15 protein-coding genes are annotated in these 12,979 nt (G+C 35.2%); 6 read left to right on the top strand and 9 right to left on the bottom strand.

Translation table 11 applies throughout. The features are described 5' to 3' along the window. Positions 1–5: 5 nt before the first annotated feature. A complete protein-coding gene (locus AC3ITD_RS05310) occupies positions 6–1,190 on the top strand; it encodes a class I SAM-dependent methyltransferase (RefSeq protein ID WP_489364655.1) in 1,185 nt (394 codons plus the stop codon). A 63-nt stretch (positions 1,191–1,253) separates the two neighbouring features. Here AC3ITD_RS05310 and AC3ITD_RS05305 read toward each other — a convergent pair whose 3' ends face one another. The 4 genes from AC3ITD_RS05305 to AC3ITD_RS05290 all read right to left on the bottom strand — a co-directional run bounded on the left by AC3ITD_RS05305 (position 1,254) and on the right by AC3ITD_RS05290 (position 4,127). Beyond that, positions 1,254–1,451: a cold-shock protein gene (locus tag AC3ITD_RS05305; protein ID WP_056849985.1), complete on the bottom strand. Its 198-nt coding sequence runs from the start codon at positions 1,449–1,451 to the stop codon at positions 1,254–1,256. Between the two features lie 207 nt (positions 1,452–1,658). After that, positions 1,659–2,294 carry a peroxiredoxin gene (locus AC3ITD_RS05300; protein WP_265799249.1) on the bottom strand — a complete coding sequence of 212 codons (636 nt, stop codon included), beginning with the start codon at positions 2,292–2,294 and terminating at the stop codon, positions 1,659–1,661. Positions 2,295–2,451: 157 nt separating this feature from the next. Further along, positions 2,452–3,600, bottom strand: coding sequence for a S1C family serine protease (locus AC3ITD_RS05295; RefSeq protein WP_489364652.1), 1,149 nt, complete (start codon positions 3,598–3,600; stop codon positions 2,452–2,454). Continuing rightward, positions 3,561–4,127, bottom strand: a complete 567-nt coding sequence (locus AC3ITD_RS05290; protein WP_265799247.1) for an RNA polymerase sigma factor — start codon at positions 4,125–4,127, stop codon at positions 3,561–3,563. Before AC3ITD_RS05290 ends, AC3ITD_RS05295 begins: the two co-directional genes overlap by 40 nt. Before the next feature lie 202 nt (positions 4,128–4,329). Between AC3ITD_RS05290 and AC3ITD_RS05285 the strand changes: the two genes are divergently transcribed. The 5 genes from AC3ITD_RS05285 to AC3ITD_RS05265 all read left to right on the top strand — a co-directional run bounded on the left by AC3ITD_RS05285 (position 4,330) and on the right by AC3ITD_RS05265 (position 7,345). Further along, complete coding sequence (locus tag AC3ITD_RS05285) at positions 4,330–4,527, top strand: hypothetical protein (RefSeq protein ID WP_265799246.1); 198 nt, start codon at positions 4,330–4,332, stop codon at positions 4,525–4,527. A gap of 132 nt (positions 4,528–4,659) precedes the next feature. After that, positions 4,660–4,857: a hypothetical protein gene (locus tag AC3ITD_RS05280; RefSeq protein WP_265799245.1), complete on the top strand. Its 198-nt coding sequence runs from the start codon at positions 4,660–4,662 to the stop codon at positions 4,855–4,857. Positions 4,858–4,995: 138 nt separating this feature from the next. Then, positions 4,996–5,193 carry a hypothetical protein gene (locus AC3ITD_RS05275; RefSeq protein ID WP_056849980.1) on the top strand — a complete coding sequence of 66 codons (198 nt, stop codon included), beginning with the start codon at positions 4,996–4,998 and terminating at the stop codon, positions 5,191–5,193. Between the two features lie 166 nt (positions 5,194–5,359). Further along, positions 5,360–6,706 (top strand): adenylosuccinate lyase, encoded by a 1,347-nt coding sequence (purB, locus tag AC3ITD_RS05270; protein WP_489364649.1) that lies wholly within the window; start codon positions 5,360–5,362, stop codon positions 6,704–6,706. A gap of 87 nt (positions 6,707–6,793) precedes the next feature. Beyond that, entirely contained in the window at positions 6,794–7,345 is a 552-nt protein-coding gene (locus AC3ITD_RS05265; protein ID WP_010601945.1) for a NifU family protein, read from the top strand. Positions 7,346–7,415: 70 nt separating this feature from the next. Here the strand turns inward: AC3ITD_RS05265 and AC3ITD_RS05260 are convergent, their stop codons facing one another. From AC3ITD_RS05260 to AC3ITD_RS05240, 5 genes are all read right to left on the bottom strand, one after another. Beyond that, positions 7,416–8,207, bottom strand: a complete 792-nt coding sequence (locus tag AC3ITD_RS05260) for an inositol monophosphatase family protein (protein WP_489364646.1) — start codon at positions 8,205–8,207, stop codon at positions 7,416–7,418. 60 nt (positions 8,208–8,267) lie between these two features. Beyond that, the gene (locus tag AC3ITD_RS05255) at positions 8,268–9,416 is read right to left on the bottom strand and encodes a prolipoprotein diacylglyceryl transferase (RefSeq protein WP_489364644.1); all 1,149 of its coding nucleotides are present in this window, start codon (positions 9,414–9,416) and stop codon (positions 8,268–8,270) included. 433 nt (positions 9,417–9,849) lie between these two features. Beyond that, the gene (gene mtaB / locus AC3ITD_RS05250; RefSeq protein WP_489364642.1) at positions 9,850–11,172 is read right to left on the bottom strand and encodes a tRNA (N(6)-L-threonylcarbamoyladenosine(37)-C(2))-methylthiotransferase MtaB; all 1,323 of its coding nucleotides are present in this window, start codon (positions 11,170–11,172) and stop codon (positions 9,850–9,852) included. A 123-nt stretch (positions 11,173–11,295) separates the two neighbouring features. Next, positions 11,296–11,868, bottom strand: coding sequence for a UbiX family flavin prenyltransferase (locus AC3ITD_RS05245; RefSeq protein ID WP_489364640.1), 573 nt, complete (start codon positions 11,866–11,868; stop codon positions 11,296–11,298). A gap of 375 nt (positions 11,869–12,243) precedes the next feature. After that, on the bottom strand, positions 12,244–12,873 hold the full coding sequence (locus tag AC3ITD_RS05240; RefSeq protein ID WP_489364638.1) for a Crp/Fnr family transcriptional regulator: 630 nt from the start codon (positions 12,871–12,873) through the stop codon (positions 12,244–12,246). Between the last annotated feature and the right edge of the window lie 106 nt (positions 12,874–12,979).

Here is a 12,979-nt window from a genome sequence, read left to right as displayed (position 1 = left end):
AAAGAATGAACAAGAATATTTTAGATGATGCAATTCAAAAATACATCGATGCAAACCTGAATGCTGATGTAAATAAAATTGTTTTAGCTAAAAGTAGTTTTGAAAAAATTTCTTCCGTTGAATTGGCTCAACAAATTAGTGCAAAGAAAAAAGCACAAAAGAAATTGTCTACCTGGTACAACACACCAAAAATTTATTATCCAGCGCCACTCTCGATTGAGCAAACCTCATCTGAAGTTACCGCCAAATACAAATCAAAACTTGCAAAAGGCAATACTTTAATCGATATAACTGGAGGTTTTGGTGTAGACGTGTATTACTTTGCGCAAGAAATCAAAGAGGTAACGCATGTTGAATACAATGAAGATCTATCGCAAATTGCTGAATACAATGCCTCGATTTTAAATGTTAGAAACATCGGTTTTTATGCTGGAGATGGAATCGAATATTTGAGAACAACGCCAAAAAGTTTCGATACCATTTATGTAGATCCAGCAAGAAGAGCTGATAGCGGCAAAGTTTTCATGCTGAAAGATTGTACGCCTGATGTAGTTAGCAATATTGATTTATTGTTATCTAAATCATCAAGGATTATCATTAAAACCGCTCCACTGTTAGACATTTCTGCAGGTTTATCAGAATTAAGAAACGTAAGTGAAATACATATTGTAAGTGTAAAAAATGAGTGTAAAGAATTGCTTTGGGTTATCGACAGCAACTCGGATAAAGAAGTAAAAATCCAAGCTGTGACAATAAACGATACTGAAAAAACCTTTTCTTTTCTACAACATGAATCAAACATCTCCGCCACTTTTATCGAAAGTGTTTTACCACAAGATTATTTATATGAGCCTGATGCCGCATTACTTAAATCAGGTGCCTTTAATCTGATAGGAGAAAAATATGGCTTAAAAAAGCTTCATCCGCAAACACAACTCTATACCTCCGCAAAACTAAACACTGATTTTCCTGGAAGAATATTTATGATAAATGAAATTTTATCACCCAAAGATTTGAAAAAAGGCGCAAAATTAATTGGAAATATTATTGTAAGAAACTACCCTGCAAAACCGGAAGATTTAGCTAAAAAGTATAAAATAAAAGCGGGAAAAGATGAGTTTCTTATTTTCACTAAAGATATCTTAGGAAATAATATTATCCTAAAATCAACTATTCTTCAATACTACTAAGATGCAAAAAGCCTCTCCATAGAAAGGCTTAGTTTGAGGATGATTAAGTTTATATATTTTCGCTTAAATCTTTTTAACGTTTACTGCTTGTAAACCTTTTCTGCCTTCAGCTACTTCAAATTCTACTGTGTCATTCTCTTTGATGCTTTCAATTCCGCCCAAAACATCTTTAAAATGGACAAATAAATCTTTATTGTCTTCTTGAACAATAAATCCAAAGCCCTTTTGTGTGTTGAACCATTTAACTTTTCCGGTTGCCATAAAAAATAAAAAATTGTATAAAAAATAAACCGTTATGCTTTGATTCACCTCTTAATTAATCATTTTTTATCAAAAAAAATAAGCAACAACCAGATTAAGCGCCAATTCCGAAACAAAACTATCAAATATAATGATTCACAACTTCAAAACAACCTACCTAGCGCAAATCAACAAAAATGTTGCGAACAAAATCACCGATTTTCAAAATTACTTATTAGGCTGAGGTGTTGTACGTAAATATGGCTTAATCACCTGGTGTCCTTTGGGAAATTTTGCCGGTATATCTTCCGTTTTTATACTGTTTACCACAATTACATCTTCCCCATCTTTCCAATCGGCTGGCGTTGCCACACTATAATTTGCAGTTAGTTGAAGGGAATCGATTACCCTCAACACCTCGTTAAAATTTCTACCCGTCGAGGCTGGATAAGTAATGATGAGTTTAACTTTTTTATCAGGGCTAATGACAAAGAGAGATCGAACGGTTAAGGTTTCTGATGCATTGGGATGAATCATGTCATACAAATTAGCAACTACTCTTTCAGGGTCAGCAATAATTGGAAATTCAACAGAGGTATTCTGCGTTTCATTAATATCACTAATCCATCCTTTATGCGATTCAGCAGTGTCTACACTAATAGCCAAGACTTTTACATTACGTTTTTCAAATTCATCTTTCAGTGCTGCTGTGCGCCCAAGTTCGGTAGTGCAAACGGGTGTATAATCTGCCGGGTGAGAAAACAAAACACCCCAGCTATCGCCCAGGTAATCGTAAAAATCTATTTCACCAATGGAAGTATTTGCTTGAAAATTTGGTGCGGTATCGCCTAATCGTATACTCATAATATTCTTATTTTATAGTTGATTTAAACAAATCTAAACATTACTATAGTAAATACATAGACTTTATATTATTTTAGTACACTCAAATTATAAATGCAGCAAAAAACCCTGAAGAGGTAATCAACAGGGTTTCAAGAATATTAATTTGTTTGGGTAATTAATTATAAACTTTAATCATGAACACATAATCTTGCAATTTTTCAATCTGTTTAGTACGTTTTAAACCAGAAAGCAAACTTTTTTTACTACTTGCCGATAGTTTATTGGTACCTAAAGAATCTTGAGGGATTGCTCTCATAGCTTCTAAGATATATTTTGACTTGATAGCAAAAGCAGCACCTTCAGTTTGGTCTGGTTTGCCACTGATAATACCAACCAAGTTGCCATTATTATCAAGCAGCGGTCCGCCACTGTTACCTGGATTCACAGGGATAGATACCTGATATTGCGTAGTATCGCCAATAAATCCATTTTTCGAACTCACATATCCCTCACCTAAAACAGCATCATCTTTCGGATAACCTAACGTATAAACCGTTTCGCCAATACTACTTGTTGTTTTTTTAATCGAATACGGAATAGAAGAAAGATGGCTAAAGTTTTTATCGCTGATTTTAAGGATAGCGATATCATTTTGCGAATCGGTGTAAATTGATTTCACTTTGAAAGATTCGCCTTTATTGTTTTGAACATATAAAGAATCTGCGCCGTTGATAACATGAAGATTCGTTAAAATGTAACCATTTGTAGATATGGCAAACCCAGTACCACCAAAGCTATTTTGTACAGCAGGTTTACCAGCGGTGTTGGTGGTATTATTAATTTTTCTAATTAAATTATTTTGCGTTTTAATCGCTTTATTAACCTGGTTGCTTAATAACACAAGTTGTTCTTTCTGTTTCGAGTTATGCTGAATAGAATAAACAGAAACCAGCGACAATACTAAAAACGAAGCGGCTACAGCAATGGCAGATTTATGTTTTCTCCATAATTGAACCACTTTTGACGGATGAGGCCTCAAAGCAGAAGCTAAACCTTCTACATCGATCTCACTATGAATGTTATTCAACTGATCTTTTAAGCGTGATTGCGCAGCAAACACTTCCATCGATTCTAAAAAGAATTTATGAGAAACAACCTTATGATCAACTGCTGCATCGTTGCGACGCAAAGTTTCAAAGGCTTCCGTTTCTTGTGGATTAAGTTTACCTAAAAGATAATCTTCAATAATTGCATCTAACTCCAAATCGTTTCTCATTTCAATTACTATGGTTGAAAAAATATTTTCTTTAACCTTTGCAGACATTTATACTTTTGTGTTTTTGCGTTATCAGTATTGGTATAACCAAACTTTTCGCAAATATCCTGCATGGATAAATTGTGGATATAAAAATCCTGAATAATGGTTTTACAGGGTTCGCCTAAATGATCGAGAGCCGATTGCATTTTAACAAATTGCAAATCCTTTTCCTCGTGCTCCTCCACATCTTCCTCAACAATTAAAACATCTTCGTAATCAGTGACGTTGCCGGCTTTTTTACTATTTAAGCTTAACTTTTTAAGCCAAATGCGCCTGCAAACTGAATAAATATATGTTTTAAGCTTACTGCTGAGTTCAAAATTACCTTCCTTAATTTTGTTATATAAGATTATTATAGCCTCCTGGTAAACATCTTTTGCATCATCCTCATCTCCATTATTATTGAGAATAAACTGCAAAACCATTGTATAATAAGCCTTGTATAACTTGTTAAGTGTATCTTCTGAGTTATTTAGAATACCTAAAATAACCTCTCTATCTGTTGGAACTGAACTCTTTAAACTGTTACTCACTAGTTAATACATTTTTCTAAAAATAGTAACCCAATATTAGATAAAAAATTATTTATAGCTACTATCAAAACTTAATACAATCTCCACAAATGTGGTAACCCAAGCCGGATAAAAAATATTTTCAATTTTTTGAAAATTGTTGGGTTACCTTTTTACCTTTGCGGCATTAACAAGAAAATTAATTACTTAAAAAAATTCAAAAATGAAAAATGCATTCAAATTAGGCTTTTTAGCTATCGCTTTATCTTTATCAGTTGTTGCTTGTAACTCAGAGAAAAAAGCTGAAGGCGCAGATACTTTAGGTGCTGATACTACTATCACTGCTGATACAACTGTTAAAGCTGATACTACTGTTGCTGATACAGTTGTTAAAACTGATACTACTGTTGTAAAACACTAGTTAATAGTCTAATAAGATATAGAAAAGCTTCAATCCTTTAGGGGTTGAAGCTTTTTTTTATTTTCACGGGTTACCTTTTTAGGTTTCGCGTATTAACAGTAAATTAATTAATCACTAAAACGAAATTTCAAAATGAAAAATGCATTCAAATTAGGCTTCTTAGCTATCGCTTTATCTTTATCATTTGTTGCTTGTAACTCAGAGAAAAAAGCTGAAGGTACAGATACTTTAGGTGCTGATACTACTATCACTGCTGATACTACTGTCAAAGCTGATACTACTGTTGCTGATACAGTTGTTAAAACTGATACTACTGTTGTAAAACACTAGTTAATAGTTTATAAAATATAGAAAACTTCAATCCTACTGGATTGGAGTTTTTTTTTATTTAAATTAATTTTTCTGGGTTACCTTTTTCCTTTTTAGGTATTAAGGGTAAATTGATTAATCACCTAAAACAAAATTAAAATGAAAAATGCATTCAAATTAGGCTTCTTAGCTATCGCTTTATCTTTATCAGTTGCTGCTTGTAACTCAGAGAAAAAAGGCGAAGGTACTGATACTTTAGGCGCTGATACTACTATCACTGCTGATACTACTGTTAAAGCTGACACTACTGTTGCTGATACAGTTGTTAAAACTGATACTACTGTTGTTAAAAACTAATTAACGGTTTATATAAAAAAGCTCCAATCGTAACTGATTGGAGCTTTTTTCGTTTATATCTTCGACCACAAAAAATGAAATAATCCTGTAGGCTCAAATTTTATTTCATTCAGTCTATTTAATCCATCAATTGTAGTAAATTTGCGGCAAAATTATAATCCGCATAATGAATTTAACTTCGCTACAAGCAATCTCACCTATTGATGGTCGTTACAGAATAACTACCGAACGTTTATCTAGCTATTTTTCTGAGGAAGCGCTAATAAAATATCGTGTTTTTGTTGAAATTGAATACTTTATTGCCTTATGCGAAATTAATTTACCCGGTTTAGAAAATTTCGACAAATCGTTGTACACTAAATTAAGAACGATACACGAGAATTTTTCAGAAACTGATGCGCTCGCAATTAAGGAAACTGAAAAAGTTACCAATCACGATGTTAAAGCTGTGGAGTATTTTATCAAAGCAAAATTTGATGCACTTTTCTTACAAGACTATAAAGAATTTATCCATTTCGGCTTAACGTCGCAAGACATCAATAATACAGCCATTCCATATTCAATAAAACTGGCCTTAAACGAAAGTTATTATCCAGCGATTGATTCACTAATTCAGAAAATAAACGAGCTGGCTACTGAATGGAAGGATATTCCAATGTTGGCGCACACGCATGGGCAACCCGCCTCTCCTACTAAATTAGGAAAGGAATTTTTAGTGTTTTCAGAAAGATTAAGTATTCAATTAGAAAGCCTGAAGGCCATTCCAAACAGCGCAAAATTTGGTGGCGCAACAGGAAATTTTAACGCACACCACATTGCTTACCCTCAAGTTAATTGGGTTGATTTCTCAAACAATTTCGTAAACTCAGTGCTAGGCTTAACAAGAGCGCAACACACCACCCAAATTGAACATTATGATCAGTTTGCAGCACAGTGTGATGCTTTAAAGCGCATTAATAACATTATTATTGATTTAGACCGCGATATCTGGACTTATATATCGAAGAATTATTTCAAACAAAAAATAAAGGCGGGTGAAATTGGTTCATCAGCGATGCCACATAAGGTTAATCCAATCGATTTTGAAAATGCGGAAGGAAACGCAGGAATCGCAAATGCCTTATTTGAGTTTTTTGCAGCAAAACTTCCCATCTCAAGGTTACAGAGAGATTTAACAGATTCTACTGTATTAAGGAATGTAGGTGTTCCCTTTGGGCATACTTTAATCGCAATCAATTCTACTTTACGTGGTTTAAATAAAATTTTATTAAACGAAGCTGCTTTACACGCAGATTTAGATGATAATTGGGCTGTCGTTGCGGAGGCTATCCAAACAGTGTTACGTAGAGAAAACTTTCCAAACCCATACGAGGCATTAAAAGAATTGACCAGAACAAATTCGAAAATTAATGCAGCAAGTATTGCAGAATTTATTGAAGGTTTGGCAGTTATTGAGGACGTTAAAGTACAGTTAAGGACTATAACTCCATTTAATTACACTGGCGTTTTTTAGCAAAATTAAATTGACGCTAAACAGACAGCAGTGAAAAGTATTATTGGCCACTAATTGTTAATTTTGTTTATTCAAATTGATTAAGACATGACGATTAACGTATATACAGAGCAAACTCCAAATCCGGCGACCATGAAATTCATGGTTAATAAGCTTTTAATTAACGGTAGTGAAGATTTCGCAACTAAAGAAAGCGCTGAGCATTCTCCTTTCGCAAAGGAATTGTTCAAGTTTAATTTTGTTTCTGGTGTTTTTTTCGCCAGTAATTTCGTAACCATTACGAAAACTGACGATGCAGATTGGGCTGATATCGAAGCTATTTTAAAGGAATTTGTTAAGGGTGCGGTAGAATCTGAATTAAAGATAAAAGAAGCAACAGCCGAAGAAGCTCCAGCATTCGAAGGTTCGGAAACGGAGATTAAAATTCAACAAATTTTGCATGATTACGTTCGCCCTGCAGTTGAACAAGATGGTGGTGCGATCACTTACAAATCTTTTGACGAAGGCGTGGTAACTGTAGAATTACGTGGATCTTGCAGTGGTTGTCCTTCATCAACCATAACGCTTAAATCTGGTATTCAAAATTTATTACAAAGAATGGTTCCTGAAGTTACTGATGTGGTTTCTGAAGCTTTATAACCAAGCATATTTATCAAACAATAAAGGCTCACTTTTTCAAGTGAGCCTTTATTGTTTATGTTCTTTTTATTTAACTGAAATGCCTTTTTATTGCTTCTAAAATTTCTTTGGTCAACTTGCGGTTAGTGGCTAGAATTTCTCTTTTCGTGAAGTATTCATCTCCGCCCGAAAAATCATAAACCTCTCCGCCAGCTTGCTGAACGATAAAACATCCGGCAGCAAAATCCCACTGTTGTAAATTGTATTCAAAAAATGCATCGAAACGGCCGCATGCGGTATAAACTAAATCTATCGCCGCCGCTCCTATCCTTCGGACACCGTGGCTTTTTTGCATCATTTCTGCCAGCAACTTCAAATACTGCGCTTGCTTATCGAACTGATAATAAGGAAAACCGGTCGCTAAAAGACTGGATTTTAAATCAGGGTTTACAGAAACCTGAATCTCTTTCTTATTTAAAAAAGCTTTTGCACCTTTATACGAGTAAAACATCTCGGCTCTATTAAGTTCGTAAACTACACCAATAACAGGCAAACCATCTTCGTAAAGTGCCACGCTTATTCCATACGCAGGTATGCCATGAATGAAGTTGGTAGTTCCATCTAAAGGGTCAATAATCCAGGTATGGCTTTTACCTTCTCTGGAAATGGTTTTCTCTTCGGTGAGAAAGCCAGCATCGGGAATCAATTTTTCAAGGTTTTGAACCAATTTCAGCTCCGCAGTTTTATCAACGTAGGAAACCATATCATTTAACCCTTTGTATTCAATTTTTGTAGCATCAAATTGCATCGACTCTTTACGGATAAAATTTCCGGTAAGCCTTACAATTGATATTACTTTATTGCATAGTAATTCGTAATTCATAGCTGTTTAACAAAAACCTAGCGAGGTTGTTGGATTTAAAATAAATTTTTGGCAAGGAATTTAGGCTAGTTTATTCTTATTCCTTAAAGCATAAATACTTAAGGCGATACCGCCTACCACTAAAAAGGTAGAAATCATTTCAGCCTGAGTAAACCTCAAACCGAATACATGATATTTTGAATTTACACGAATCAATTCAATACAGAAACGTTCTATTCCATTCAAAATCATATAAATACCGAACATTAATCCTGGTGCTTTTATTTTATCACGGATGCTCCATAGAAATGCAAAAAGAATAAGACAAACAATTACTTCATATAACGGTGTTGGATATACTCCTTGTGCAAGCTCGCTACAAAATTTGCCAGTACAGCCCGGAATCGGAATCCCTTCCCCCACCACATTGTTTGGGTAAGTATAAGACCACATCCAGTCTGGCAACCAAGAAAATGGTTTCGGATTTGGATTTACAATTCCCCAATCGCCATCGCCAGATAAATGACAACCAATACGGCCAACAGCGTAAGCCAGCATCATACCCGGCCCGCCAACATCCAGCATGTGTAAAGGTTTTATTCCATTTCTTTTGGCAATGATAAGTACTGCTGCACCGCCACAAATTAAACCGCCATAAAAGGTGAGGCCACTAAAAGATAACAATCTCTCAATTGGATTTTTAACAAAATCATCCCAATACTCTAAATTATCGAAAAATTTAGCACCCAAAAAACCCCAAATGGCAGCCCAAACAATTAAATTACTCATTAATTGATACGGATGAACCGTAACCTGCGTCTCTTTCGGCTTATCTAACTTGTTTTTATCCTTCTCTTTATAATCCCAGTAAGCAAACAGACAAGCAAAAAATAACCCCCCAATAATGTTCCCCTTGGTAGACATTAAAATAGATTGAGCATCACTTACAAAAAGTGAATAATTTAGAAGTGCATAAACCAGCTTATAACCGATAATGAAGCCAAAAAGTGCATTCATTACAATTTCTGATGTGGTAGCGGGTTTACCAATAACAACGGTTTTCTTTATTGGATGAAGAATTCCCAGTGCTTCTTTGCGTTTCAATTCTTTAGTGAAAGCCCAATAACCTGCTATAAATGCAATGGCAACAAAAACGCCAAAAGTGTTAAATGGCAATGGCAAATTAATACCAAATAGATATTCTAAAAAATGCGAAACGGTAGGAAACATAAAAATAATTTGTTGCGAAGATAGGAAAGAAAGACCAAAGCTGAAAGGTATGGCGTAACTCTTAATTAGCAATGTTAAATTGAAAGATTCTGTTACTACATTGAAGATTTGTTATGATTTGGAAAGCAACCTTCGGCTCAAATTGGTTGCCTCTGTCCTGCTCTACACTTTATTCGCCAGCAGCCAGAAAAAGGCTGTTGCTCATGTTCGCTTCGATAACGTTTAGATTACGTAACCAAGTAATTCTTGGCTTAACGAGGGGATCATACCAGAGTTTATAGCAATTTTTTGGGTGTATAGACGGGATAGCAGCGATATCCTTTTTGTTTCATTCACTTATATTAATTACTGAAAATTTGCAAAAGATTTAGCAGATAGCCCGGGTAGCGTTAAAAGCAGCCTATAGATTGCTCTCTAGAAAATTAAATTCAGTTTAATGATGTGCGTATGTAGTTTCCAGTTCAGCCACTTCAACTTCTCCATCAGCTGTCATTTCCAAAAGCTTGACAGCCTTAAGTTCATTAACCATAATGGGATCGTATTTGGCACGTACTTTAACATAGTTTTTGGTAAACCCATGCATGTAACCCATTTTTTGATCAGCTTCAAAAAGCACTTCAGCCTCGCTTCCAATTTGCGATTCGTAGAAAGCTCTGCGTTTCTTATCAGAAAGAATATGGAGCATTTTACTCCGTTCGTTTCTTTGACTTCCGGGAACAACACCAGCCATTTCAGCAGCTACTGTTAATTCACGCTCAGAGTAAGTAAAAACATGCAAGTAGCTAATATCTAACTGGTTCAGAAACTGGTAAGTGTCGAGAAAGTCCTCTTTTGTTTCTCCAGGAAAACCTACAATAACATCAACGCCGATACAGCAATGAGGCATTACTTCTTTAATTTTAGCAACACGCTCTACATACAAATCTGTACGGTAGCGACGGCGCATTAGACCTAAAATTTTATCAGAACCAGATTGTAACGGGATATGAAAATGTGGAACAAAACGTTTCGAAGTAGAAACAAATTCAATAATTTCATTACTCAATAGATTCGGTTCTATAGAGGAAATACGAATTCTTTCAATACCATCGACTTCGTCCAAAGCTTTAACCAAGTCAAAAAATTTATCTTCGCGTTCGCCATTACGGATACCAAAATCGCCAAGATTAACGCCGGTCAGTACAATTTCTTTAACACCACTTTCTGCTATCATCCTCGCTCTACTTACTACATTTTCAATAGTATCGCTACGACTAGCGCCACGAGCTAATGGAATTGTACAATAAGTGCATGGATAATCGCAACCATCCTGAACTTTTAGGAATGTTCGAGTTCTATCTCCGATAGAATATGATGCAATGAAGTTATGATTTACCTTTTCAATGTTTTGTTGGTGAACTATAGCTTTAGGATTTTTCGTTAAGTCGGTGATGAAATCAACAATTCTAAATTTTTCCGCAGCGCCCAAAACCATATCAACACCTTCAATTTCGGCAATTTCCTGCGGTTTCAGCTGTGCATAACAACCAACAATCGTCACGAATGCATTTGGTGAATATTTTAAAGCTTCTTTAACAACTTTACGGCATTTTTTATCAGCGTGTTCGGTAACAGAGCAAGTATTGATCACATAAACATCGGCCTGATCCTGAAATTCGACAACAGCATAGCCCGCATCGGTAAACAACCGACCGATTGTGGAAGTTTCAGAGAAATTTAATTTACAACCTAATGTATAAAATGCGACCTTTTTCATTGAGCCTGCAAAGATAGGAAAATAGATTAGAGTATTGGAATATGAGATTTGAGATATAAAGTAAATTACAGTGAATCAACATTCGACAGCAGGCTGCTCCCATAAAAATCAAAACATCAAATTCTATTGTTTTTCATTCCAGCGGTAACTTTTTTGCTCAAAACCGGCCAAGTCTAGCACCCGGCTAATTACAGTTCCAGCTACTTCTTCAATTGTTTTTGGAAGGCTGTAAAACGATGGATTTGCCGGACATATGATTCCTCCTGCTTCTGTAACCACTTTCATGTTATTGATATGGATTAAGCTGAATGGCGTATCCCGAACCACTGCAATTAGTTTTCTTCGTTCTTTTAATACCACATCTGCAGCTCTCGAAATTAAGTCATTCGAGATACCGTGAGCGATTCGACCTAATGTACCCATTGAGCATGGAACAATTATCATAGTATCGTATTTTGCTGAACCAGAGGCGAATGGTGCATTAAAATCGTTTTTATTATAAAAAGTAAAGTCTTGATAGCTGCTGTAATCTTGGTTTCCGAGTTCGAACTGCCAAACCTCTTTAGCATTATCGCTCATCACTACCCCAACTGCTGCAATCTGATCGCTTAATTGTGCCAGCTTATCAAACAATACCTTTGCATAAATTGAACCGCTTGCTCCTGTTACCGCAACTACAACTTTCTTTCTATTCATAGTACAAAATTAGCGTTTTATAAATAGAATTAGCGACTATAAAAAAGGGCCAGAACAATGTTCTGACCCTACATCTACCTATGAAAAACATACCCTCGAAAGGGTAAGAACAAATATATATAAATTTTTAAAAAAAGATAATCAAGAAGTATTAAATGGTAAAAATCAGATATTTGAGCTTGGACACATCTTAACAAACTGAATTATAACAGTTTATAGAAATTTAATTCTTATCTTTTTAACGATCAGCGTATTTTTCTTGCACAATTGCAACATTGGAAGTAAAAATTAAATGGATTAAGGCTTAAAAAAACGTATAAATACTTAAAATATCGGCTGAATAAATAAGACTATAAGAAGGACTGATTAGCTTTATTAACTTTCAGCTGAGATTTTAGTCCTCAATCTACTTAAAGTCTCCAATCGCATGCACAGAAAAGATGCAATATATTTTAGTGGTACACGATTGACCAGTTCAGGGTAGCTCTGCGAAAAACGCTTGTATCTCTTTTCAGCTGACTGCAATCTAGATATATAAGCCCTTTCGCAGGCAGATAAGTAATGGATTTGTGTTATCTTTCTTCCTACATAATTGGCAATTTCGAAGTTATTATAAAGTTGCCTCGACATCGCATGCGGAACAGCAATAGCCTCTACGTCTTCCAAAGCTTGTACATACTCTTCTGTTGGCTGCTGCTCATCCCACAAGTTTCTGATGTTGCCCACAAGTTCATGTTCCTTTGCAATCCAGGTGGTTATTTCTTTATCTTCCTCCTTCATATACCCCCTGGCAACTCCCTTTAACAATAAAAAGATGAATTTATTGCGATGTAATGGAGATGAAATAAATTTGTTTTTTTTAAAAGCTACCGGAAATGTTTGCTCGTTTATGATCTGTTCAATTTCGGGAGACAAAACGTGAAAGGTACGAAAGACAGTAATTAAAGGTGAAAATCCGCCATACGCTAACCACTTATCTGCATTATAGATTTCTTCGGGATTCATTTTAAAAATTTAGGGACGTGGAAAATGTTTTCGAGCCGTAAATTAGATATTAGGGAATAATGAATAACAATAATAAGAAAAAGTTTTAGAATGTGGAGTTCATAAT

This window comes from Pedobacter sp. KH_004 (genome assembly GCF_057840755.1).
The sequence above is the reverse complement of the archived record's forward strand: the minus strand, read 5'-3'. Positions and strand labels throughout refer to the sequence as shown.

What these genes read in the sequence shown, in the direction of transcription:
- AC3ITD_RS05265 (WP_010601945.1), top strand. Translation starts at nt 6,794, where the DNA reads ATGACGATTAACGTATATACAGAGCAAACTCCAAATCCGGCGACCATG.
- AC3ITD_RS05295 (WP_489364652.1), bottom strand. Translation starts at nt 3,600, where the DNA reads ATGTCTGCAAAGGTTAAAGAAAATATTTTTTCAACCATAGTAATTGAA.
- AC3ITD_RS05260 (WP_489364646.1), bottom strand. Translation starts at nt 8,207, where the DNA reads ATGAATTACGAATTACTATGCAATAAAGTAATATCAATTGTAAGGCTT.
- AC3ITD_RS05240 (WP_489364638.1), bottom strand. Translation starts at nt 12,873, where the DNA reads ATGAATCCCGAAGAAATCTATAATGCAGATAAGTGGTTAGCGTATGGC.
- mtaB (WP_489364642.1), bottom strand. Translation starts at nt 11,172, where the DNA reads ATGAAAAAGGTCGCATTTTATACATTAGGTTGTAAATTAAATTTCTCT.
- AC3ITD_RS05275 (WP_056849980.1), top strand. Translation starts at nt 4,996, where the DNA reads ATGAAAAATGCATTCAAATTAGGCTTCTTAGCTATCGCTTTATCTTTA.
- AC3ITD_RS05300 (WP_265799249.1), bottom strand. Translation starts at nt 2,294, where the DNA reads ATGAGTATACGATTAGGCGATACCGCACCAAATTTTCAAGCAAATACT.
- AC3ITD_RS05310 (WP_489364655.1), top strand. Translation starts at nt 6, where the DNA reads ATGAACAAGAATATTTTAGATGATGCAATTCAAAAATACATCGATGCA.
- AC3ITD_RS05280 (WP_265799245.1), top strand. Translation starts at nt 4,660, where the DNA reads ATGAAAAATGCATTCAAATTAGGCTTCTTAGCTATCGCTTTATCTTTA.
- purB (WP_489364649.1), top strand. Translation starts at nt 5,360, where the DNA reads ATGAATTTAACTTCGCTACAAGCAATCTCACCTATTGATGGTCGTTAC.
- AC3ITD_RS05285 (WP_265799246.1), top strand. Translation starts at nt 4,330, where the DNA reads ATGAAAAATGCATTCAAATTAGGCTTTTTAGCTATCGCTTTATCTTTA.
- AC3ITD_RS05305 (WP_056849985.1), bottom strand. Translation starts at nt 1,451, where the DNA reads ATGGCAACCGGAAAAGTTAAATGGTTCAACACACAAAAGGGCTTTGGA.
- AC3ITD_RS05255 (WP_489364644.1), bottom strand. Translation starts at nt 9,416, where the DNA reads ATGTTTCCTACCGTTTCGCATTTTTTAGAATATCTATTTGGTATTAAT.
- AC3ITD_RS05245 (WP_489364640.1), bottom strand. Translation starts at nt 11,868, where the DNA reads ATGAATAGAAAGAAAGTTGTAGTTGCGGTAACAGGAGCAAGCGGTTCA.